The sequence below is a fragment of the Bradyrhizobium sp. AZCC 1588 genome (assembly GCF_036924735.1).
Taxonomy (GTDB): Bacteria; Pseudomonadota; Alphaproteobacteria; order Rhizobiales; family Xanthobacteraceae; genus Bradyrhizobium.
The window spans coordinates 3,758,300-3,780,695 of record NZ_JAZHSC010000001.1 but is presented as its reverse complement, the minus strand read 5'-3'; the positions used below and the strand labels follow the sequence as shown (position 1 = coordinate 3,780,695).

Annotated in this window: 25 protein-coding genes; 11 read left to right on the top strand and 14 right to left on the bottom strand. The window is 63.3% G+C overall.

Annotated features, from left to right (window positions below; genetic code table 11):
• Positions 1 to 11 precede the first annotated feature (11 nt).
• The 5 genes from V1277_RS17730 (at position 12) to V1277_RS17710 (ending at position 5,406) form a co-directional block, all read left to right on the top strand.
• Entirely contained in the window at positions 12 to 1,049 is a 1,038-nt protein-coding gene (locus V1277_RS17730; protein WP_334417433.1) for a ligase-associated DNA damage response exonuclease, read from the top strand.
• On the top strand, positions 1,046 to 2,923 hold the full coding sequence (locus V1277_RS17725; RefSeq protein ID WP_334417432.1) for a cisplatin damage response ATP-dependent DNA ligase: 1,878 nt from the start codon (positions 1,046 to 1,048) through the stop codon (positions 2,921 to 2,923). The genes V1277_RS17730 and V1277_RS17725 overlap by 4 nt, the downstream gene beginning before the upstream one ends.
• A gap of 96 nt (positions 2,924 to 3,019) precedes the next feature.
• Entirely contained in the window at positions 3,020 to 3,322 is a 303-nt protein-coding gene (locus V1277_RS17720) for a DUF6460 domain-containing protein (RefSeq protein WP_334370832.1), read from the top strand.
• A gap of 24 nt (positions 3,323 to 3,346) precedes the next feature.
• On the top strand, positions 3,347 to 4,081 hold the full coding sequence (locus tag V1277_RS17715; protein WP_334417431.1) for an MBL fold metallo-hydrolase: 735 nt from the start codon (positions 3,347 to 3,349) through the stop codon (positions 4,079 to 4,081).
• A 2-nt stretch (positions 4,082 to 4,083) separates the two neighbouring features.
• On the top strand, positions 4,084 to 5,406 hold the full coding sequence (locus V1277_RS17710) for an MATE family efflux transporter (RefSeq protein WP_334417430.1): 1,323 nt from the start codon (positions 4,084 to 4,086) through the stop codon (positions 5,404 to 5,406).
• Between the two features lie 137 nt (positions 5,407 to 5,543).
• Here V1277_RS17710 and V1277_RS17705 read toward each other — a convergent pair whose 3' ends face one another.
• Positions 5,544 to 6,641, bottom strand: coding sequence for a quinone-dependent dihydroorotate dehydrogenase (locus V1277_RS17705; protein WP_334417429.1), 1,098 nt, complete (start codon positions 6,639 to 6,641; stop codon positions 5,544 to 5,546).
• Positions 6,638 to 6,982: a DUF952 domain-containing protein gene (locus V1277_RS17700; RefSeq protein WP_028347984.1), complete on the bottom strand. Its 345-nt coding sequence runs from the start codon at positions 6,980 to 6,982 to the stop codon at positions 6,638 to 6,640. Before V1277_RS17700 ends, V1277_RS17705 begins: the two co-directional genes overlap by 4 nt.
• 185 nt (positions 6,983 to 7,167) lie before the next feature.
• Between V1277_RS17700 and V1277_RS17695 the strand changes: the two genes are divergently transcribed.
• Entirely contained in the window at positions 7,168 to 7,818 is a 651-nt protein-coding gene (locus V1277_RS17695; RefSeq protein WP_334370839.1) for a helix-turn-helix transcriptional regulator, read from the top strand.
• A gap of 145 nt (positions 7,819 to 7,963) precedes the next feature.
• Here the strand turns inward: V1277_RS17695 and V1277_RS17690 are convergent, their stop codons facing one another.
• Positions 7,964 to 8,746 (bottom strand): class II aldolase/adducin family protein, encoded by a 783-nt coding sequence (locus V1277_RS17690; protein ID WP_334417428.1) that lies wholly within the window; start codon positions 8,744 to 8,746, stop codon positions 7,964 to 7,966.
• A gap of 470 nt (positions 8,747 to 9,216) precedes the next feature.
• Here V1277_RS17690 and V1277_RS17685 point away from each other — a divergent pair, with 470 nt between their 5' ends.
• Entirely contained in the window at positions 9,217 to 10,500 is a 1,284-nt protein-coding gene (locus V1277_RS17685; RefSeq protein ID WP_334414870.1) for an IS4 family transposase, read from the top strand.
• Between the two features lie 35 nt (positions 10,501 to 10,535).
• Here V1277_RS17685 and V1277_RS17680 read toward each other — a convergent pair whose 3' ends face one another.
• From V1277_RS17680 to V1277_RS17660, 5 genes are all read right to left on the bottom strand, one after another.
• On the bottom strand, positions 10,536 to 12,179 hold the full coding sequence (locus V1277_RS17680) for a lysine--tRNA ligase (protein ID WP_334417427.1): 1,644 nt from the start codon (positions 12,177 to 12,179) through the stop codon (positions 10,536 to 10,538).
• Positions 12,180 to 12,361: 182 nt separating this feature from the next.
• Positions 12,362 to 13,279 (bottom strand): transporter substrate-binding domain-containing protein, encoded by a 918-nt coding sequence (locus V1277_RS17675; RefSeq protein ID WP_334376947.1) that lies wholly within the window; start codon positions 13,277 to 13,279, stop codon positions 12,362 to 12,364.
• A 90-nt stretch (positions 13,280 to 13,369) separates the two neighbouring features.
• Entirely contained in the window at positions 13,370 to 13,960 is a 591-nt protein-coding gene (locus tag V1277_RS17670) for an SCO family protein (RefSeq protein WP_334417426.1), read from the bottom strand.
• Between the two features lie 23 nt (positions 13,961 to 13,983).
• Positions 13,984 to 14,148 carry a hypothetical protein gene (locus V1277_RS17665; RefSeq protein ID WP_334417425.1) on the bottom strand — a complete coding sequence of 55 codons (165 nt, stop codon included), beginning with the start codon at positions 14,146 to 14,148 and terminating at the stop codon, positions 13,984 to 13,986.
• 188 nt (positions 14,149 to 14,336) lie between these two features.
• Positions 14,337 to 14,807, bottom strand: coding sequence for a hypothetical protein (locus V1277_RS17660; RefSeq protein WP_334417424.1), 471 nt, complete (start codon positions 14,805 to 14,807; stop codon positions 14,337 to 14,339).
• A 284-nt stretch (positions 14,808 to 15,091) separates the two neighbouring features.
• Here V1277_RS17660 and V1277_RS17655 point away from each other — a divergent pair, with 284 nt between their 5' ends.
• Positions 15,092 to 16,750 carry an FAD-binding dehydrogenase gene (locus V1277_RS17655; RefSeq protein ID WP_334417423.1) on the top strand — a complete coding sequence of 553 codons (1,659 nt, stop codon included), beginning with the start codon at positions 15,092 to 15,094 and terminating at the stop codon, positions 16,748 to 16,750.
• Between the two features lie 122 nt (positions 16,751 to 16,872).
• Entirely contained in the window at positions 16,873 to 17,223 is a 351-nt protein-coding gene (locus V1277_RS17650; RefSeq protein WP_028347975.1) for a RidA family protein, read from the top strand.
• 70 nt (positions 17,224 to 17,293) lie between these two features.
• On the opposite strand, the gene V1277_RS17645 is transcribed toward V1277_RS17650, so the two are convergent.
• Together V1277_RS17645 and V1277_RS17640 are read right to left on the bottom strand one after the other, a co-directional pair.
• Positions 17,294 to 18,427 (bottom strand): alpha/beta fold hydrolase, encoded by a 1,134-nt coding sequence (locus V1277_RS17645; protein WP_442894585.1) that lies wholly within the window; start codon positions 18,425 to 18,427, stop codon positions 17,294 to 17,296.
• An 80-nt stretch (positions 18,428 to 18,507) separates the two neighbouring features.
• On the bottom strand, positions 18,508 to 18,699 hold the full coding sequence (locus V1277_RS17640; protein ID WP_334417422.1) for a hypothetical protein: 192 nt from the start codon (positions 18,697 to 18,699) through the stop codon (positions 18,508 to 18,510).
• Here V1277_RS17640 and V1277_RS17635 point away from each other — a divergent pair.
• Positions 18,689 to 19,054: a nuclear transport factor 2 family protein gene (locus tag V1277_RS17635; protein WP_334417421.1), complete on the top strand. Its 366-nt coding sequence runs from the start codon at positions 18,689 to 18,691 to the stop codon at positions 19,052 to 19,054. The genes V1277_RS17640 and V1277_RS17635 overlap by 11 nt on opposite strands.
• Before the next feature lie 962 nt (positions 19,055 to 20,016).
• The gene (locus V1277_RS17630) at positions 20,017 to 20,985 is read left to right on the top strand and encodes a VOC family protein (RefSeq protein ID WP_334417420.1); all 969 of its coding nucleotides are present in this window, start codon (positions 20,017 to 20,019) and stop codon (positions 20,983 to 20,985) included.
• Between the two features lie 99 nt (positions 20,986 to 21,084).
• On the opposite strand, the gene V1277_RS17625 is transcribed toward V1277_RS17630, so the two are convergent.
• From V1277_RS17625 to V1277_RS17610, 4 genes are all read right to left on the bottom strand, one after another.
• A complete protein-coding gene (locus V1277_RS17625) occupies positions 21,085 to 21,219 on the bottom strand; it encodes a hypothetical protein (RefSeq protein ID WP_334366323.1) in 135 nt (44 codons plus the stop codon).
• Positions 21,220 to 21,284: 65 nt separating this feature from the next.
• Positions 21,285 to 21,521 carry a hypothetical protein gene (locus tag V1277_RS17620; protein ID WP_334417419.1) on the bottom strand — a complete coding sequence of 79 codons (237 nt, stop codon included), beginning with the start codon at positions 21,519 to 21,521 and terminating at the stop codon, positions 21,285 to 21,287.
• Between the two features lie 33 nt (positions 21,522 to 21,554).
• Entirely contained in the window at positions 21,555 to 21,752 is a 198-nt protein-coding gene (locus V1277_RS17615) for a hypothetical protein (protein WP_334417418.1), read from the bottom strand.
• A gap of 387 nt (positions 21,753 to 22,139) precedes the next feature.
• On the bottom strand, positions 22,140 to 22,382 hold the full coding sequence (locus tag V1277_RS17610; protein WP_334417417.1) for a hypothetical protein: 243 nt from the start codon (positions 22,380 to 22,382) through the stop codon (positions 22,140 to 22,142).
• Between the last annotated feature and the right edge of the window lie 14 nt (positions 22,383 to 22,396).

Genomic DNA, 22,396 nt, shown 5'->3' with positions numbered 1-22,396 from the left:
ATATAACCCGGATGCGTCCGCACGACATCCTGTTGCCAGTTGCCGCCGGCTTGTGCTGCAAGCCGGGCGGCTTCCATATCGATCCCGTTCGCCCGGTCGAGCGCGCCGTGATTACCCATGGCCATTCCGACCATGCCCGGCCCGGCCATGGCGCCGTGCTCGCCACGCAGGAAACGCTCGACATGATGCGGCTGCGCTATGGCGACAATTTTGCGGGCAGCATGCAGGCAATTCGCTATGGCGAAGAGATCCGCCTCGGCGACGTCAAGATCAAGTTTCACCCGGCTGGCCACGTACTGGGCTCGGCCCAGATCGCCGTTTCCTGCAAGGACCTCTGCATCGTTGCGTCCGGCGACTACAAGGACGCGATCGATCCGACCTGTACGCCATTCGAGGTCGTGCCCTGCGACGTCTTCATCACCGAGGCCACCTTCGGCCTGCCGGTGTTCCGCCATGGCGATGCGGCGGATGAAGTGAAAAAGCTGCTCGCCTCCGTCGCGCTGTTTCCGGAGCGCGCGCATCTGGTCGGCGCCTATTCGCTCGGCAAGGCGCAGCGCGTGATCGCGCTGTTGCGCGAGCAGGGCTATGACGCGCCGGTCTACCTGCATGGCGCGATGGAGGGGATCACGCGCTACTATGAGAGCCGCGGCGTCGCGCTCGGCGAGCTGCGGCTGGTGAAGGGCATGAAGAAGGCCGATCTCGCCGGCACCATCACGCTGGCGCCGCCGACGGCTACCTCTGACATTTGGACGCGGCGATTCCCCGATCCGGTCACGGCGTTTGCCTCGGGCTGGATGCGGGTGCGGGCGCGCGCCCGCCAGCGCGGCGTCGAACTGCCGCTAGTGATTTCCGACCACGCCGATTGGGACGGCTTGACCGCCACCATCGCGGCGACCGGCGCCGGCGAGGTCTGGGTCACGCACGGCCAGGAAGACGCGCTGGTGCATTGGTGCAAGGCGCGCGGGCTTGCCGCGCGGCCGCTCGATCTGGTCGGCTACGGTGATGAGGAAGAACACGAGGTGGTGGCGGCCGACGAGGCCGAGACATGAACCGCTTTGCCGAACTGCTGGATCGGCTCGCCTATGAGCCCGGCCGCAACAACAAGCTGCGGCTGATCACGGCCTATTTCCGCGACACTCCCGATCCCGACCGCGGCTACGCGCTGGCCGCGCTGACCGGCGCGCTGTCGTTCAAGCACGCCAAGCCGGGGCTTGTTCGTGACCTGATCATGGATCGTACCGATCCGGTGTTGTTCGGACTGTCTTACGATTATGTCGGCGATCTCTCGGAAACGGTTGCGCTGATGTGGCCGAAGGACGGAGAAAATTACCGCGAGTCTTTGCTGGGCCACCCCTCTCCCCCACCCTCCCCCGCAAGGGGGGAGGGAGCGCAGTTCAGTGCTGGGCTTTCACCGCAGACAATATCTAAAGCCACATCAACAACTCTCACCGTTCCCTCCCCCCTTGCGGGGGAGGGTCAGGGAGAGGGGTACCCCACGGGTGGTGTCGGCAATGACCCACGCCTCCACAACCTCCACAACAACCCGAACAGCCGCCACAACAACCCACCTCCCCCCACACTCTCCGAAGTCGTCACCACGCTTCGCACGCTCGGCAAGACCGAACTGCCAAGCCAGCTCGCGCGCTGGCTCGACGAACTCGACGAGACCGGTCGGTGGGCGCTGCTAAAGCTGGTCACCGGCGCGATGCGGATCGGGATTTCGGCGCGGCTCGCCAAAACCGCAGCGGCGGCGCTTGGCGACAAGGATCCGCACGAGATCGAACTGATCTGGCCGGGCCTCGCCCCGCCCTATCTCGAGTTGTTCGCCTGGCTGGAAGGCCGCGGCGAAAAGCCGGTCAACCGCGATCCGGCGCCGTTCCGCCCGGTGATGCTGGCGCATGCGATCGAGGACACGGACTTCGCCAGTCTCGATCCGGCCGATTTCATCGCGGAATGGAAATGGGACGGCATTCGCGTGCAGGCAGTAAGCGGTCGCGACGAGCGCGGGCACATGCAGGCGCGGCTCTACTCGCGCACCGGCGAGGATATTACAAAAAGCTTCCCCGACCTCCTGCACTCGCTGCACCTGCCCGGCGCGATCGACGGCGAACTGCTGGTGCTGCGCGATGGCCGCGTGCAGACCTTCAACGTATTGCAGCAGCGGCTCAATCGAAAAGTCGTCTCGCCGAAATTGACCAAGGACTTTCCGATCCACCTGCGCGCATACGACCTGCTCGGCGACGACGAGAACGACCTGCGCGAATTACCGTTTGTCGAGCGCCGGGCGCATCTCGAAGTGTTCGTTCGGAAGCTGGACGACCCCCGCATCGATCTGTCGCCGACGATCGCCTTCGATAGCTGGCAGGCGCTGATAGCCGCGCGTGCCGATCCCGCCAGTGCCGGCGCCGGCGAGGATGCCGATGCCGTCGAAGGCGTGATGCTCAAGCGCCGCGACGCGCCCTATCTGCCGGGCCGCCCCAGGGGCCAGTGGTGGAAGTGGAAGCGCGATCCGCACATCATCGACGCCGTCTTGATGTACGCGCAGCGCGGCCACGGCAAGCGCTCGTCCTATTATTCGGATTACACCTTCGGCGTCTGGACCAATGGCGAGAACGGCGAGCAACTGGTGCCGGTCGGCAAGGCCTATTTCGGGTTCACCGATGAAGAACTGCTGCAGATCGACCGTTTCGTCCGCCGCAACACGACCGAAAAGTTCGGCCCGGTCCGCCATGTCGTGCATGAGCCGGATGAGGGGCTGGTGCTGGAAGTGGCGTTCGAGGGGTTGGCGCGCTCGCCGCGGCACAAATCCGGCGTCGCGATGCGGTTTCCGCGCATCAGCCGGCTGCGCTGGGACAAGCCGCCGCGCGAGGCCGACCGGCTGGAAACGCTGGAACGGATGTTGAAGGGCGTGACGGCAAATTAACATTCCGAAGGCGCATGGCGGCCATTGACTGATATCTGCGGGTTCCCCATGTGCCCCGCCGTGCCTATAATGCGCACGACCCGCGAGGAGAAACCGATGCCCAACGACGTCAGAGACCTGCCGGCCAGCAATGACGGCCTGTATCGCTTTCTCGGCGGCTCGCCGCTGTCGGTGGCGTTCCGGCTGATTCTGTTGTCGATCCTGGTCGGCGTGGTGCTCGCTGCCATCGGCTTCGATCCCTGGAATATCCTGCACAGCATCCGCATGCTGTTCCAGCGGCTGTGGGATCTCGGCTTCGACGCCGTCAACTGGCTGTGGCGCTACTTCCTGCTCGGCGCTGTGATCGTGGTCCCGATCTGGCTGCTGTCGCGGCTGTTCGGCGCCCCACGCGGGCGATAGTTACTCGTTGGGCGGTGGCAGCCGATGCAATTGCGATTTGTCGGCTGCGGCGATGCGCTCGGCTCCGGTGGCAGGTACAATACCTGCTTCCACGTCACGGGTAGCAGTGTCAATTTCCTGATCGATTGCGGCGCGTCATCGCTGCCGGCGCTGAAGCGGCTCGGCATTGCGCGCAACGAGATCGATCTGATCCTGATCACGCATTTCCACGGCGACCATTTTGGCGGCCTGCCGTTCCTGCTGCTGGATGCGCAGTTCACACGACGTTCGCGCCCGCTCGTCATTGCCGGCCCGCAAGGGATCGAGACGAAACTCGCCAGTCTGATGGAAGCGCTGTTCGAGCACTCCTCCAAGACAAAACAGCGTTTTGATCTCTCGGTCGTCGCGCTTCAGCCGGAGCAAAGCCGCACATTCGGTGAGATCAAGGTCACGCCCTATCCCGTCGTCCATGGCGAATCCGGCGGGCCGTTCCTGGCTTATCGCGTCGAGGCGGAAGGCCGCGTCATTGCCTATAGCGCCGACACCGAGTGGACGGAGACGCTGATCCCGGCGGGGCGCGACGCCGACCTGTTCGTTGCCGAGGCATATTACTTTGACAGGATCGTCAAGAACCATCTCAGCCTGAAAACGCTCGCAGCGCATTTGCCCGAGATCAACCCGAAGCGGCTGGTGCTGACGCATATGAGCGACGACATGCTCGGGCGGCTGGGCGAACTGCCCTATACTGCCGCCCATGACGGCATGGTGATCGAGCTCTAGGCATGCATTCGCCTCTAGCTCCATCGAAAGTCACGACGGCACAGGTGTTTGCCATCGCGGGTCCCGCGATGGTCGCAAACCTGACCACGCCGCTGATCGGCATCGTCTCGACCACGGCCATCGGGCGGCTCGGCGACGCCACGCTGCTCGGCGGCGTGGCCCTAGCCTCAGTGCTGTTCGACTGCATGTTCTGGCTGTTCGGATTCCTGCGCATGAGCACGGTCGCCTTTACAGCACAATCGCTCGGCGCCGGCGAGACGTCGGAACTGCGCGCCATCCTGGCCCGCGGGCTGATCGTCGCGGCACTGGTCGGCGCGACGCTGATCGCTCTGCAGATCCCGCTCGCCACCGTTCTGCTCAATACGATGGGTGGCAGTGAGGGCGTCACGCGCGCGGCAAAAACCTATTTCATCATCCGGATCTGGTCGGCGCCGCTGGCGCTCGGCAATTATGTGGTGCTGGGATGGCTGGTCGGGCAGGCCCGGGCCAAGCTGGCGCTCGGCACGCAAATCACGATCAATCTCATCAACGTGGCGGCGACCGTCGTGCTGGTGCTGGCGCTCGACTTCGGAATTGCCGGCGCTGCAATCGCCGCGCTGATCGCGGAAGCCGCAGGCCTGATGCTCGGATTGCAGATCGCAAGCCGGCTTTCGAAAGGGCAACTCGGCGTTTCCCGCGCGATGCTGTTCGATCCGGCCAAGCTGATGCGGATGCTTTCGGTCAACCGTGACATCATGATCCGCACCGCGTCGCTGATCGCGGCGTTTTTGTTCTTCACCGCACAGGGCGCGCGTGCCGGCGACCTGACGCTCGCTGCCAATGCCGTGCTGAACAATTTTCTGCTGTTCGGTGCCTTTTTCCTCGATGGCCTCGCCAACGCCGCCGAGCAGCTCTGCGGTCGGGCCTATGGCGCCCGCAACAAGGCGGCCTTCGCAGGCGCCGTCAAGCTCGTCGTGATGTGGGGCTTTGGCTTCGCGCTCGCGGTCGCCGCCTGTTTCCTGCTGTTCGGGCCTGCGTTTGTCGACATCATGACGGCAAGCGCGGAGGTGCGGCGCATCGCGCGCGACTATTTGCCGTTCGTGATTTTTGCGCCGTTGCTCGGCGTGTTCGCCTTTGCCTTTGACGGCATCTACATCGGCGCCACATGGGCGCGCGACATGCGCAATCTGATGGTGGCTTCGCTGGTGATCTTTCTCGCCGCGTGGTTTGCGCTGCGGTCGTTTGGCAATGCCGGACTCTGGGGCGCGCTACTGGTTCACTACGCCGCGCGCGGTGGGTTAGAAGCGCTGCGGTATCCGGCATTGTTGAGGAAGTCGTTCGCTTAGACTGTCTCGTGTCCCGGACGCGGTGCGGCGTTCTTCACGCCGCTCCGCAGAGCCGGGACCCACTCTTTTTCGCAGCACGCTTGGGCCCCGGCTCGGCAGCGCATCGCTACGCGCTGCGCTGCGTCCGGGGCACGAGATCACCTCACCGGCCAGTCCTCTGCCGTAATCGTCGCGGCATCCGCACCGACGATTTCGGATAGCGATTCACGCCCCGTGCGCAACAAGGTCGAGGCGAGATCGTTTTTGATGTCGTCGACGAGACCAAGTCCCTTGTAAACCAGCGACGAATAGATCTGGATCAGGCTGGCGCCGGCGCGGATTTTGGTCAGCGCGGCGCCGCCGGAATCGATGCCACCGACGCCGATCAACGGAAACGCGCCCTCGGTCCGGACATAGGTCTCCGCCACCATGCGGGTCGATAATCGAAACAGCGGCCGCCCCGACAATCCACCCTGCTCTTTGGCGCGGGCCTGTTCGCGCAGGATCGAAGGGCGAGCCAACGTGGTGTTGGCGACGATCATGCCGTCGACCCCGCGCGAGCGCGCGATGTGCACGACGTCGTCGAGTTCGGCGAGGCTGAGATCGGGCGCGATCTTCAGCAGCACCGGCGAATCGCCGGCATTCTTCCGCACCCGTTCGCGTGCATCGATCACCTTGGCGAGCAGTTCGTCGAGCGCTGCCGCTTGCTGCAAATTGCGCAGGCCCGGCGTGTTCGGCGAGGAGACGTTGACGGTGAAATAGCTCGCGACCGGTGCAAAGATCTCGATCAGCTTGACATAATCGGCCACACGGTCGGACGAATCCTTGTTCGCCCCGACATTGACGCCGATAATGCCGCCATGGTGAGCGCGCGCCGCCAGCCGGCGCAATGCGGCTTCGGCGCCGTCATTGTTGAAGCCCATGCGGTTGATCACGGCTTCATCCCGCTCGAGCCGAAACAGCCGCGGCCGCGGATTGCCGCCCTGCGGCTTCGGGGTCACCGTGCCGATCTCGACAAAGCCAAAACCGAGCCGCAACAGCGCGTCGGGCACTTCCGCGCTCTTGTCGAAGCCCGCGGCCATGCCGATCGGATTGGGAAAATTCAGGCCGAAGGCGCGTACCGCCAGTTTGTGGTCGTCGGCGCGCGGCTTGACCGACGGCAGTAGCCGCAGGCCCTTGATCGCCATGCGATGCGCGTCCTCCGGATCGAACCAGCGCAACAGCGGCAGCGAGAAGGCGTCGAAGGCGCGGATCACGGGAGTAGCTCCGGAATGTCGTGCGTGCCATCGGACCGCGCGCGCATGTCGAGAATGCCGGTCACCGCGCCGAGATCGAGTTCGCCGTAGAGATGCGGAAACAGTTCGTCATTGCGCGAACGCTCCCAGCGCAGCGCATCCCCCAGCGCATCGGCGTCGACCGCGACCAGGAACAGCCCGGTCTGGCCGAAATAATGCTTGCGCGCGGTCTCGGCGACCTGGGACGCGGTCGAAAAATGAATGAAGCCGTCGCGCAGATCGTCGCTACTTCCCCGGTAGACGCCCTGCCGTTCGGCCTCGCGCCAAGCCGAGGCGGGAGTGATTTTATAGATCGTGGGCACGGCTTTCCGGACTTCCTGCTTGTCGTTGAGTCTTTTGGGATTTTCCCGGAAAAGGCCGGGCTGGCGGCCGACCGTAAAGGCGGCCCGCGCCTAACTCAAGCGCTGCGGTCACAGACTTCGGCTGGAAGAATTGCGCAAACCGGCCAAATCAGGCAATAATTCCTAGATCGCTTCAGGGATTTTCGATGGCCAGACAGGCCAAGGCGCAACGCGTTCTGACCCATAGCCAGATATGGACCGCGCTCGACCGGCTGGCGGAACGTGCCGGCATGTCACCCTCGGGTCTTGCCAAGCGAGCCGGCCTCGATCCCACCACGTTCAACAAATCCAAGCGCCTCGCCGCCGACGGCCGCGAACGCTGGCCGTCAACGGAATCAGTTTCCAAGGCGCTGGCCGCGACCAATTCGTCGATCGAGACCTTCGTGCAATTGATCGGCGACGGCGCGCGCAGCCAGCAGTCGGTGCCGCTGCTCGCCCTGGCGCAAGCCGGCGGCGGCCATTTCGACGATTCCGGCTTTCCCGCCGGCAAGGGCTGGGACGAGGTGGCGCTGCCGTCGACCACGGACGAGCATGCCTACGCGCTGGAAATCTCGGGCGACGCGATGAAGCCGACTTATCGCGACGGCGACATCATCGTGGTGTCGCCGGGCACGCCGATCCGGCGCGGCGACCGCGTGGTGCTCAAGACGTCAGACGGCGAAGTGATGGTCAAGGAATTGAAGCGCCGGACCACCAAGACCCTGGAACTGCAGTCGCTCAATCCAGCGCATGCCGATCGCACGCTTGAGGCCGACGACGTCGCCTGGATCGCCCGGATCGTATGGGCGAGCCAGTAGGGCGGTGTCGTCCCTGCGAACGCAGGGACCCATAACCACAAATGCCGGTAGTGAACGAGCGCATCTCCCCGCGTGCCCATTGCATGGGCCGCGGCGTATCGGTCCCTGCTTTCGCAGGGACGACCGAGAGACCGGGGCGCGTAACTTACGTCGCGTAGTCGGGTTCCTTGCGATCCAGCATTCGCTTCAGCGCATCGAAATGCCGCTGCGCCGGAGTCGGGCCCTTGTAGAGATGCTCGTCCTTGTAATCGCGCCTGGTTTTCTCCACCACGGGCGCCGGCAACTGCTTCAGCCTCTGCCCGGTCCACATCGCGTAGATCTGCACCTGCGCCGCACGCTCTACATAATAGAGCATGTCATAGGCGTCCGCGATCGTAGCGCCGACGGTGGAGATGCCGTGGTTGGCCATGAACAGCACGGTCTTGTCGCCGATCACTTTTGCCAGCCGCGCGCCTTCGGCTGGGTCGAGCGCCGGGCCGGTGTACTCGTCGTCATAGGCAATGGCGCCCGACAGTCCGACCTCGGTCTGGCCGATCTCCTTGATGCGGGGGTCTTCCAACCGCGTTAGCGCGCTGGCATGCGGCATATGGGTATGAAACACGGCTTTCGCCTGCGGCAGCGCCTTGTGGATCGGCGCATGGATGCAATAGCAGGACCGCTCCACCTCGCCCTCACCGCTTTTAACCTCGCCGTCGTCGATGCCGACTTCCATGAAGCAGGAGGCCGTCACCTCGGACCAATGCGTGCCAAACGGGATCTGGTAGTAGCGGTCGCTCTTGCCCGGCACTACGAAGGTCAGATGGTTGAAGATGCCTTCGGAAAAGCCCTGGATGTAGGCCAACCGGTGCGCGGCCGCGAGATCGACCCGCGCCTGCCATTCCTCGGCGCTGTACTCGCTGAGCGACTTCGGCGAAACCCTGAACTGCATGAGCTTTCTCCCTGATCCGTTGTGTTGCCTGCTCCTCGGGCGGGGGCTTTGACGGCTGTTATGCGCTTGAGTGTAGCGCAATCCGGCGCGGGCCGTGGCTGAAATTGCGGCGGATCTGCCATCCCGGTTTGTAGGTCCGAGCCGCAGCCAAGCCCTCCGGCGTCGTCCCGGCCTTGAGCCGGGACCTATAACCACAGACGTTCGTTACTTTGCATCAAGCCGGGCCACAGCGAAGCTAATAACACCGGCCGGTGGTTATGGGTCCCTGCGTCCGCACTAGGGTTTCTACACGTCTGGCGCGACAGATTGACTCGGTGCGTCATGATGTTATCCCGCTTTGCGGTTTGTATGATTCTGTTTCTGACGCTTTGATTCGAAGGAGCGTCGGAGATGCAGCGAGAGCCGGATTTATCACTTGGCGAGTTTGGCGACGTTCGCCTCGATAAAAGGGGGCGGCGTTTGTTCAGGCTATGCTTTGCACGCGCAGCGTCTGCTTGCGCCAGATGGCGCAGGGTGACTGGGCCGCGTACATGGCGTACTGGCGGTTCGTGAACAATCCGCAAGTCACGACCGATCAACTGATTGAAGGCTGGAGCAGGCAGACGGCGACCGTGGTCAGCGGGCGTCATGTGCTGGCGATCCAGGACACCAGCGAGGTCAAGTTTCAAACGCGGCAGGGACGTCGGCGTAGACTGGGCAAAGTCGGCAAAGGCAATGCCCGCGGCGTGTTGCTGCATGCCATGATGGCGGTCGATGCCGACAGCGGGGCCTGCCTCGGCCTCACCGGCGGCAAGGTGTGGACGCGCAGGGGCACGGTTAAGACCCCTCACGACGAGCGTGAGTTGGCCAACAAGGAATCGGCGCGCTGGGTGACGACGGCCGAGCAGGGCTGCGAGGTTTTGGCTGCAGCGCGCATGATCACTGTCATCAATGACCGTGAGGGGGAGTTCTTTGCGCACTGGGCGTTGACGCCCGGCGACAACGTCCACCTGCTGACGCGGGCCATGCATGATCATGCGCTGGCCGACGGCAGAACACTTTATCAAGCGGTGGAGCGAGCCCGCTTCTGCAACAAGGCGGTGATCGATCTGCCGCAGCGGATGGATCGTCGCGGTCGCCAAGCCCACCTCTCGCTGCGCTTCGGAACCATCGTGCTCAAGCGGCCGGCGCGCCCCGGCGTGAAGGACCTGCCGGAGCGTGTCGAAGTCAGCTTCGTGGAAGTCGTCGAGTTGCACCCCCCGAAGGGGGCTGAGCCCGTTCATTGGCTGCTCTTGACCACTCATTCGATCGCCAATGCGGCCGATGCCTGGCGGATCGTCTCCTGGTACAAGCAGCGCTGGATCATCGAACAGTTGTTTCGCTCGCTGAAGAACCAGGGTCTGCGTATCGAGGACAGTCAGCTCGAAAGCGCCGAAGCCCTGATCAAGCTCGTGGCGATCGCCACTAAAGCAGCATGTATCGTCATTCAGCTCGTTCAGGCCCGCAATGGTGGTGGACAATTGCCGGTCAAATGCGCCTTCACGCCAGAAGAAATCGAAACACTTGCCGCCATCAACAGAACCATGAAAGGCAGGACCGAGCTTCAGAAGAACCCGCATCACCCCTACACTCTTCAGTGGGCGGCATGGATCATCGCCAAGCTCGGCGGATGGACCGGCTACGCCTCGCATCGGCCACCCGGACCAATCACCTTCCACAACGGAATGGCTCGCTTCCAAATCATCGTCGCTGGCAGAGCCCTCGAAAATGCGTAGAAACCCTAGTGCGTCCGCAGGGACGACGGAGACAGCTATGCACTCCTTGCGAGCGCGCCGTCGATCATCGCGATTGCGTTCGCGATGCCGTACACCGCGACGAACGAGCCGAAGCGCGGGCCCTTCTCCTGACCGAGCAGCACCTGATAGAGCATGTTGAACCAGTCGAGGGAGACGCCGGGCCGGCCGTCCTTGCCCTTCTTGACAGGATCGAGGAACGGCTCGCGGCGGCCGATCTCGTAGACCACGTTCTGAATGTCCTCGGCGCTCGATCCCGCCGGCAATTGCGACAGCGCGTCACGCAGATCCTGCAGCGCGGCGCGTTCGCTGTCGGTCGGCTCGCGGAACTTCTTGGTCGGCGCCACGAAGTCGCGATAGTAGTTGATGGCGTAGCCAACCATCGCGTCGAGCTTTGGATGCGTTTGCGGCGTGACGCCCGGACGATAGCGGCCAATAAAACCCCACAGCGTTTCGGCGTTCTCCGCATTCGACGACGACACCAAGGTCAGCAGGAGCTGGAAGGTGACGGGCATATCCGCCTTCGGCGGCTTGCCGGAATGGATGTGCCAGACCGGATTGGCGAGCTGCTGCTTGGCATCCTGCCGCGTGAAGCCGTCGAGGAACTGCTGATAGTCGTCGACATTGCGCGGGATCACGTCGAAATAGAGCCGCTTCGCCGCCTTCGGCTCGCGATACATGAACAGCGACAGCGATTCCGGCGAGGCATAGCGCAGCCATTCGTCGATGGTGAGCCCGTTGCCCTTCGACTTGGAAATCTTCTGGCCCTTTTCGTCGAGGAACAGCTCGTAGTTGAAACCTTCCGGCGGCGTGCCGCCGAGCGCCGAGCAGATCTTGCCCGACAACTTCACGGAGTCGATCAGGTCCTTGCCGGCCATTTCGTAGTCGACGCCAAGCGCAAACCAGCGCATCGCCCAGTCCGGCTTCCATTGCAGCTTGCAATGCCCGCCGGTGACGGGCACCGTGACGCGCTCCTTGGTCTCGGGATCGTCGTAGGAGACGGTGCCGGCCTTCACATCGTGCTCGATGATCGGGACATACAGCACCATGCCGGTGCGCGGGCAGATCGGGAGGAATGGCGAATAGGTCGCCGCGCGTTCCTCGCGCAAGCTGGGCAGCATGATCTTCATGACGGCGTCGAGCCGTTCCAGCATGCGCAGCAGCGCGGCGTCGAACCTGCCCGAGGTGTAGTAGTCGGTCGAAGAGGCGAATTCGTAGTCGAAGCCGAAGGTATCGAGGAACGCGCGTAGCCGCGCATTGTTGTGCGCGCCGAACGACGGGTGCTCGTTGGAGAACGGATCTGGTATCCGCGACAACGGCTTGCCGAGATGTGACGCCAGCATCTCCTTGTTCGGCACATTCTCCGGCACCTTGCGCAGGCCGTCCATGTCGTCGGAGAACGCGAGCAGCCGGGTCTTGATCTTGTCCTCGGTCAGCACGCGAAAGGCGTGGCGCACCATGGTGGTGCGCGCGACCTCGCCGAAGGTGCCGATATGCGGCAGGCCCGAGGGACCGTAGCCGGTCTCGAACAGTACCTCGTCCTTCGGGTTCTTCTTCAGCCGCGCGACAATGGCCTTGGCCTGCTCGAACGGCCAGGCGTTGGATTGTTCGGCGAGCGCGCGCAAATCGCTCGGGCTAGCGGCAAGATCGATGACGGACATTTAAAAGGGCTCTCTGTGGAAGCCGCGGAAACTAGCGCTTCCGCGGCAAAATGCAAAATGACGACGTCAGCCGTAGGGTGGGCAAAGGCGTCCTTGCGCCGTGCCCACCATCTCTCCCCGATCTTCGTCTCGAATGGTGGGCACGCTTCGCTTTGCCCACCCTACGAACCTACGAAGCTGCGTCAAAACGGACTGATCGAAAAATACCGCAGCCACAGATCGGTGAAGCGGCCTTTTTCCCAGATCCGGAACAGCGCCCAGTTCAGCGACGTCCGGAGCAAATCGTTGCCCTTGCGGACGGCGATGCCGATGCCTTCGCCGAAATAGCGGCTCTCAACGAAGGGCCCGCCGGAAAAGGCGCAGCATTCGGCGGAATCGGTGCCGTTAATCCAGAACGCCAGCGAGATCGCATCGCCGAAGATGAAGTCGACCTCGCTACGCCGCAGGGCCAGCCGCAGTGCGTCGTCGTTCGGGTAGGATTTGATCTCGGCGTCGGTGAACATCGCCTTCAGATAGGCCTCATGCGAGGTGCCGGCGATGACGCCGACCTTCTTGCCTTCGAGATATTCCGGGCGGACTTCCGGCATGACAGCATCGCGCCGTGACACGAAGCGCGCCGGCGCGCGGTAATAGGGATCGGTGAAATCGAGTCTTGCGCGCAAGGCCGACGTCACCGCCATGGAAGCGATAATGGCGTCGCCGCGATTGCTGGTGATCGCATCGACCAGCGTCTCGAACCGGCGCATCTGGATGGTGCAGGAAATCTTGATCTCGTCGCACAGCGCGCGCGCCAGATCGACGTTGAAGCCGGCGGGATTGCCGTCGGGGCCGGTAAAGTTGAACGGCGGATAATCGGTCTCGGTCAGGAATCGGATCACCGTGAGGCGCGACATGTCCGGCCGGTCCGGGCGCCGCCGCGGGTCCCAGAAGCCGGGCACCGCCTGCGGTGCCGCCTCGACCGCGGTGCGGGGTTGGGTTTGCGCCTGCGCCGCATTACCGCCGACAGCCGTCAACGCGCACGCGATCGACAGCCCGACCAGCCACGCGCTGATGGTTCGATGCAGCCTTGCATTGGTTAACTGGACGTTAAGATATGGCATCTTCGGCAATGGCTTTGCGGAATTTCACGGCCTTATAGACCATCCGGCCCGCGATGCGAGGCCGTTTTCGCCCGTTGGCTAGCTTGCCGCTCAGAGATAGCGCTTCAGATCCTTGGCGGCTTCCTCCGGCGTCCGTTTCAGGTTGAAGGGCGCTACGAAATTGCCGTCGCGATCCATCAGATAGATCAGCGCGGTGTGATCCATGGTGTAATCGCCGTCCTTGAGTGGGACTTTCCGGGCATAGACCCGGTAGGCCGAGAGCACTTTTGCCACCGCGTCCGGCGAGCCGGTCAACCCCTTCAAATGCGGGTCGAAGCTGGAGAGATAGTCCTTCATCGCGGCCGTCGTGTCGCGCTCGGGATCGACAGAGACGAACCAGGCGTTGACGCGATCGGCATCACGGCCCATCGCCTTTAACACTTCGGAAATCTCGAACAGCGCGGTCGGGCAGACATCGGGGCAATGGGTGAAGCCGAAGAAGATCAGCGTCGGCTTGCCCTTCAAATTCTGCTCGGTGACGGTCTGGCCGGCCTGATCGGTCAATTGAAACGGCCCGCCGATCGCGGCCGGCGCCGTGACGGTTCGCAAGCCGCCCATTGCCCACAGCATGATTGCCAGCCCGACCGCGAGGCTCGCGGCGAAGGCAGCGATAATCACCAGCGGGCGAATGGTCCGGTCCATGTCAGGAATTCCTTGTTGCCCGGTCAGAAGCAGGCCGAGATGCCGGCAGCGATCATTTCGAAAAACACCGTGGTGCCGTAATGGAACCACAATGCAGCCGCGCCGAGCACGGCCAGCGCACCGAGGCCGGCAGCACTCCAAACGATGACGGACGCGACCCTGCCCTGATGCGGGGTCGCCGCCATCATTCGGACTCGCGTGGAAATCGGCTGAACCATGGGGTTCAGATAGGGTCAGTTACCGGTGCAAGCAAGCGGAATGGCCCGTGCCCAACATCACGTCATGTCGAGGCCAAGTGGGGCGAGAGGTGCACAAAAAGCAAATGGCCGGGACAAGCCCGGCCACCGCGCTACTTTTGGCGAAACGGCCGTTCGGTTCAGCGCGGAGCCGGCTTGTTCGAGGAGGCCTGGGCGTCGAGGTAGCAGGGCCGGTACATCGCCTGAAGCTGCTTGCCGCGCAGGAAGAGCATGCGCTGGGTCAGGCCACCGCGCGCTGCAATCCACCTCCGTACCGGCGGCGGATACATCGAATACAGCATCTGGGTTGCTTCGGGGTTGGTGATGGCACGGCCGTTGGCGCCGAAATCCCAGGCGGCATGGAAGCCGAGATTGGCGTGCGAGGTTACGCAGATCCGGTCATGGGGAACCGCGCCGAGCACGATGGTGCAGGCCGAGGCGCACAGGCCGTCGATGATCACGGTTTCGCCCGAGGTACGCAGGCCCTGGTATTTGTCGACATAGGTGCCGATCCGGCCGCCGCGGTCATCCGCGATCCGCACCACCGCCTGGCTCGCCCCCACTCCCGCCAGCAGCAGCACCGCGGCAAGCAACCCCGTCACCAGCTTCATATCCCGCCCCAGTCAAAAATGTCGAAACCGAATCTGATCGTCTTCGTGATGCAAGACGTGGCGTAGCGTCGTTTGAGATCGTGATTTTGTCTAGGCAGCCACAGCCAGTCAAAACAAATTCAAATTAAGTGTTGCCTGGCCGCTGCACCCTCCGCGCGTAAAGGTCCCAAACTGGAACAAGCAGCCCTTTGCCGCAGCGATGCAGTCACAGACAAGAGTCCGTTTGCCGTTGACCGCGCGCGAGGACGCGGGCTTGAATCAAAAACGGCACGGGGGAGGAAACGATGGCTGACGATGCAGACGTAATTGTGGTCGGCGGTGGCTTGGCGGGGCTGGTCGCGGCGACGGAGATCGCAGATGCCGGCAAGCGGGTCATTGTCGTCGACCAGGAAGGCGAACAAAGCCTTGGCGGACAAGCCTTTTGGTCGTTCGGCGGATTGTTTCTCGTCGACTCTCCCGAACAGCGCCGGCTCGGCATTAAGGATTCGTTTGATCTCGCATTGCAGGATTGGATGGGCACCGCGGGCTTCGACCGCGACGACGACCATTGGCCGAAGCGATGGGCGGAAGCCTATGTCGCGTTCGCGGCCGGCGAGAAGCGCGACTGGCTGCGCGCGATGGGCCACCGTATTTTTCCGGTGGTCGGCTGGGCCGAGCGCGGCGGCTATGACGCGATGGGCCACGGCAATTCGGTGCCGCGCTTTCACGTCACCTGGGGCACCGGCCCCGGCATCGTCGAGCCGTTCGAGCGCCGCGCGCGCGAAGCGCAAAAAAATGGCCGGTTAACGTTCAAGTTCCGCCACCGCGTCGACACACTCGTGATGACGAACGGCGCGGTCGAGGGGGTCGGCGGCTCCGTGCTCGAGCCCGATAGCGTCGAGCGCGGCAAGAGCTCCTCGCGCCAGGTCGTCGGCGATTTCACGCTGCGTGCGCAGGCCGTGATCGTCGCTTCCGGCGGCATCGGCGGCAATCACGACATGGTCCGGCAGAACTGGCCGAAGCGTCTGGGCGCGCCGCCGAAATTCATGATCTCCGGCGTGCCCGAACATGTCGACGGCCGCATGATCGGCATCACCGAGGCCGCCGGCGCGCGGCTGATCAACCGCGATCGGATGTGGCACTACGTCGAGGGCATCCGGAACTGGAACCCGATCTGGCCGCGCCATGGCATCCGTATCCTGCCCGGTCCCTCCTCGATGTGGTTCGACGCCACGGGCAAGCGCCTGCCCGCCCCGCTCTTCCCCGGCTCCGACACGCTCGGCCAACTGCAATACATCATGTCGACCGGCTACGATTACTCCTGGTTCATCCTGACCCAGAGCATCATCAAGAAGGAGTTCGCGCTCTCCGGCTCCGAGCAGAATCCCGACCTCACAGGCAAGAGCTGGCGCATGACGATCAAGCGCGCCACCAACAAGGGTGCGCCGGCGCCGGTGGAAGCGTTCAAGCAGAACGGCGCCGATTTCATCGTGCGCGACAATCTCGGCGACCTCATCGGCGCGATGAACGCACTCGCCGGCAACGACCTGCTCAAGCACGATCACATCAAGGCGCAAATCGAGGCGCGCGACCGCGAGATCACCAACCCCTATGTCAAGGACGCGCAGGTGATGAACCTGCACAATGCGCGCCGCTATATCGGCGACAAATTGATCCGCACCGCAAAGCCGCACAAAATTCTCGACCCCGAACACGGCCCGCTGATCGCAGTCAAGCTCAACATTTTGACGCGCAAGACGCTGGGCGGTTTCGAAACCGATCTCGACTCCCGCGTATTCGGCGCCAACGGCGAGGTCATCAGGGGCCTGTACGCCGCCGGCGAAGCCGCCGGATTCGGTGGCGGCGGCATGCATGGCTACCGCTCGCTGGAAGGCACCTTCCTCGGCGGCTGCCTGTTCTCAGGCAGGAACGCGGGACGCGCAGCGGCAAAGGCGGCTTCCTGATTTCTTGCCGTGATGGCCGGACTTGTCCCGGCATGGCGGCTCCAAGCTCAATGCAAATAACGCAGTGGCGAATGGGACACGAGCGCGCTAAGTAACCGCCGCCCCCCTATCAGGAGAACAATATGACCATCCAGCGCTTCGAAACCGGACCTCGCATGAGCCAGGCCGTCGTCCACGGCAACACCGTCTATCTCGCGGGCGTCGTTGCCGGCAAGGCCGCCGGCAAGAGCGTAACCGAGCAGACTCAGGACATTCTCTCGATCATCGACGGCCATCTCGCCAAGGCCGGCACCGACAAGTCGAAGCTCTTGTCAGCCACGATCTACATCACCGACATGAAGACCTTTCCCGAGATGAACGCGGTGTGGGACGGCTGGGTATCGGCCGGCAACACGCCGGCGCGCGCCACCGTCGAGGCCAAGCTGGCCGCGCCGCAGTACAATGTCGAGATCATGGTGGTCGCGGCGAAGTAACGTCAGCCGGCCGCTAACCGTCTTGCTGCCCCGGATTGCAGACGCAATCCGGGGCATTTTCATCTGCCTCTCACGCGCTGATCCGTGCGCCTGTGACATCGCCGATGTCAGCCTGAAGCCACCGGGCGATCCGGTGCCAGGAATGGCGCAAGGCCCTGCGCCCCATGAAAAGGCCGAGATGACCGCATCGCTCGGACGCCCGTTCCAGCCACGCCGGCGGCGTGCCCAACAGCCGCGCGGTTGCGAACGCCTGATCGGGCGGGACAACGATGTCGTTCTCTCCCGCCAGCAGGAAGACCGGCACGCGCAGCTCGGCGGGATCGATCCTGCGGCCGAGCGCGACGAAGCGCCCTTCGGCGATCTGGTTCTGACGAAACACGCGGTCGGTCACCTCGAGATAATAGGCTCCCGGCAGATCCAGCGTCTCGCGATCCCAGCGCTTGAAACGGTCCGACAGCATGCGCGCCTCGTCCGATCCGTCGTGAAGATTCCTTTGCAGCACGGCTTCGACGTCATGCTGGCTGAACGGAATGTTCCAGAATCGCAGCATGTGCTCGCCGTTCACGATCCCTTCACCCTGCTGCACCATCTGCTCGAAAGCCGCCTGCGGAAGTGCGGCCACCATCTTCGAGAGTTCTGACGGCGCGGATACATCGACCGGCGCACCGGCGAGCACCAGCCGCCGCACCTTGCCGGGAAAACGAGCGGCATAGACCAGCGACAGCCACCCACCCTGGCACAGGCCGACAAGATCGACCGGCGCGCCGATTTCGTCGATCGCGACATTGAGTTCGGCCAGATAATTGTCGATCGACAGATGGCGCATTTCCGGCGTCGCCGAGCGCCAGTCCGTGACATAGATGCGGTTCATGCCGTCGCGTTGCAGCGCCCCGACCAGACTGTGGCCCGGCGCGAAGTCCGCAGCCAGCGCGCCGTGCAGCGCATAGGGCGCGCAAACGAGCACCGGCTGCCCCGCATTGCCTCGCGAAAAAGCCCGCAGCCGCATCGACGGAAGTTGCAACGCCACGACGTTTGGCGTGGTCCAGGCCAGCGGCATCTGCTCCGGCGCGCGGGAAGGCGCGGGCTTGGGATCGGCGAACCATTGCGCGTAGCTGTCGAGCGCCAATCGCGCCGCCTCCAGCGGCCACAGCCATACCTGCTGCGCCCAATCGGCGCCCGCATGTTGCTTCGGCATCTCCGGCATCTTGGGTTTCTCTGCCACGCCCGTTCCCTGATTGATCGTCCCACCATGATGAGGACGGCAAGAGCCGAGGTCGCATGCTTTTACGCCAGATCCGGCGCAGGCCCTAGCCCGATCGATCGGCGGAAATAGGTCAGCACCGCATCCGCAAGATTCATGATTGCCAAAAATCGAAATCCTTGACCTCTGAGGTAATCGATTGGCGCGCCGGATTTTTCGATAGTCGGCCAGCCGGCCCATTCGGCCGAGACGAAGGAGAGCACGATGACCGACATCAACAAAATCGCCCGCAGCTACATCGATCTGTGGAACGAGCGGACGCCAAGCCGCCGCCGCGAAATTCTCAGCCAGAACTGGACCAGCGATGCCCGGTATGTCGACCCGCTGATGTCGGGCGATGGGCATGACGGCGTGGACGCGCTGATCGCGGGCGTGCAGCAAAAGTTTCCGGATTTCAGGTTCAGGCTGATCGGCGAGCCCAATGGCTTTGGCGACCACGTCCGCTTCTCCTGGGGCCTCGGCCCCGACGGCGGCGACAGCCCGATCAAGGGAACGGACTTCGCAGTCCTCAGCGACGGCCGCATCCGCAGCATCACCGGCTTCCTCGATCAGGTGCCGGCGGGGGCGTAGCTGACCGACCGTCGTCTCACACAGCGCGCCACTTACGAAGCTGTCATCCCCGCGAAGGCGGGGATCCAGTACGCCGCGGCTTCTCGGTTCTATCACTGGCGTCTCTGGGATACCTGGGTCGCCCGGTCAAGCCGGGCGATGACAATTGAGTGTGGGTCGGCGATCTCGCGACATGAACTGCCCGAGCTTTGCTCTTCTTTTCCCGCCCTCTCAAACAGAGGGCGCAGGGAAGACCGGGTGCTGGCTGCACCCGCGGTCTCGTGTGCCATTGCGCATCAAGAACACGCACACGAGCATACAGGTACAGCGGGAGCATCCCGGCCTTCCCTGCGCAATGGCTTTACGGCTTATAACGTGCTCTCCCCGGAGAACGGCTCTTTTGCCTCCGTCGTCGGCGGGACACTTCCCGCCAACTTAACGCCAGCACCGCGGCGCCCGAACCACACGACTTCGCCGTACGCTTCCGGCGCGTACGTCTAGTGCGCCATCCGCGTCCATCGCATCTCACCGCACGGTCGTGACGATCGCGAGCGCCCCTCAATGGGTGAGACGGGCGGAGTTATGCGGCTGATTTGCCTCTCGCGTTAAGCGAAATATTTTTGATTCCCGGGCTTGACACGATTTCGGAAAATCAGAAGTGATTTGCCCGTCGCGTTGTCTTGTCGCAAGCCGCTGCACGAAATTGCGCTTGCGTGCGCGGCAAATCAGTTCGTGTCCCGTAGGGTGGGCAAAAGCGAAGCGTGCCCACCACCATCGGGAAACGTGCTCGATGATAGATGGTGGGCACCGCGCGAAGAGCGCCTTTGCCCACCCTACCGGTGGCTACGGGTGGCTGAAAAATAGCTTGCTCGGAGCAAAACGTTCTGCTGCAACGATAGCCCGGCCGGCCCTGTTGCGACGTTGCGGAGCATAGAACCGGCGCGGGATTTGCTTCGCTGAGCCGATCGAAAAACGGAGCTGTCATGAGCATCGACCTGACCCGCCGTACCCTCCTTCACCTCGCCGGCGCCTCGTCGTTGAGCGCGGCAGCCACGGCGGCAGCGCTGGCGGAAGGAGCGGCCGATGGCGCTGCCGGGCCGACCTTCGCCAACCGCACGCCGATGCGGATCGGCATGGTGACCTTGCGCGTGCGTAACCTCGATCTCGTCACCAATTACTATCGCGACGCCATCGGGCTCACCGTCATGCAGCGCACGGCTACCGGCGCCCGTCTCGGCGCGGGTGGCGTGCCGCTGCTCGATCTCACCCTGCGCGCGGGCGCCGCCACCGCGGCGCGGAATGCCGCGGGCCTTTATCACACCGCCTTCCTGATGCCGACCCGCAAGGATCTCGCGCGCTGGCTGGTGCACGCCGCGACGAACAAAGTGCCGCTCTCCGGATTTGCCGATCACCTCGTCAGCGAGTCCGTCTATCTCGACGATCCCGAAGGCAACGGCATCGAGGTCTACGCCGACCGCGCGCCCGAAAGCTGGAAATGGGATGGCGGCATGGTCGCGATGGCGACCGACCCGCTCGACACCGACGGCCTGCTGACGCTGACAAATCCGCGCATCTCCAACTATGCCGGCGCTCCCGACGGCCTTCGCATCGGCCACATGCACCTGCGCGTCGGCGATCTCGAACAGGCCGACCGCTTCTATCGCGCCGCCATCGGCTTCGACCCGACCCGCAAGCGCACCGGCGCCGCGTTCCTGTCGTCGGGGCGCTATCACCACCACCTCGGCATCAATGTCTGGCAGAGCGCCGGCGCCGGCCCCCGCGACAGTGCCGCCACGGGACTTGCATGGTTTTCGCTTGAGGTCGCGTCGGAGGAAATCCTGCAGGCGCAAGAGCAGCGCCTGCGACAGGCCGGCGCGCCGGCAGCAGCGATTACGAACGGTATCGAGACCGCCGATCCCTGGGGGACGAAGGTCCGTTTGATAAGGGTTTGATGCTGTGTACGATCGTCGGTTAACCCGTTCAGCATGCCCCGATAGGCCATGCACCCGCGGGAGAAGATCAGGTTTCTCCCCACCAATGAGCACCGAACATTATTTCTTCTTGCCGGAACCTGAGGTTGGCTGCCAGCCTCCGGCCTTCTGACTCGGTGCTGCAGCAATTACCTTGATCTTCTCCTTCTTGGGTTTCTTGGCTTCCCGATTGCCTCTTTGCTCGCCTTTAGCCATGTCGATCTCCGTGGGTTGATGGTGATGCCGGAACCAATGCAGATTCGGCTAGATATCGTCGTCGACTAGAGCCGAGGCGCGTCTAGATCATATCTGACCTTCAACGTCCTGATCAAATCGAGCGTGCGGGTGCGATAGAAATTGTCACCCTCGGACGCTGGCGGACTGATGCTCGCGCTCCATCCGTAAGCATCGTCGAAAACAAACATCGTCATCCCCGAGGGCCAGGGACCATGGAGAATCCTTGCCTGCTCGACAATCATATCCTGGAGCTCATCGGCGGTCTTGAAGGGTCTGCTCATGGCTTGCCTCCCGGACCTGTTGTGGGCGCCCCGCTATTCTTCAAGCTGATCGAACTCATCAGACAACAGGATCCGGCCCCGGGGCGTGGATATCCTCACGTCCAAATAACCTTCCTGCAAAAGCTCCTTTGCCTTCTTGACGGCAGCCCCCGCCGCTGCACGGCTAAGATTGACCCGGCCAAATTGATTGTTGCCGCTGATCAGGTAATGCAGTCCGCTCGTCCTATCCATGCAGGAATGCCACGGCCGGTACCAACAATGGAAGAAGCGGCGGAACGATTGCCAGCGGGACGGTCCGGTCGGCCGCCAAGCAACCTTGGGACAACAAAAGCGCTCCGTTCGTCGGGCGTGAGCGTTGCTAGCCCTCAATCACCGATAGACGCCGTGGGAAACGCGGTGATAATCAACTCTAGGCTCGCGTCGCGGCAATAGCGAGCGCTAAAACGCCGCGGAGACAACCGCGAGCGCCTGCCGGTGGCGATGCTCGCACTTGACCTTATCCCAACCTCGAGATCCCAACCTCGAGCGCGACCACGGAAGGGACGCTGACGTAATCCCGTCGCGTCCAACTCGAGGCTATCTACATGGCCCGATCCGCGGAAAGTTGCCGGACCTATCTCAGTCGAAGGCCGATGGCAGCTCTCCCTTGCGGAAGATGACCGTGGGCTCGTCGTCATAGTCGCCCATCTCAGGGTCACTGGTGGATGAGAAGGCAACAACACCGAGCTTGCTCTCGGCCAGCCGCTTCGCGGTGCGAAGCGCGCCCGTTGCCGTTTTGCAGGCAATCGGAGCGTCGGCTTTCAGGTTTCCTCCCCGGCCGGCATTGAATGCCTGAACGAAGTAGCTTGTTTCGCGAGCCATGGGCTCTCCTTAGA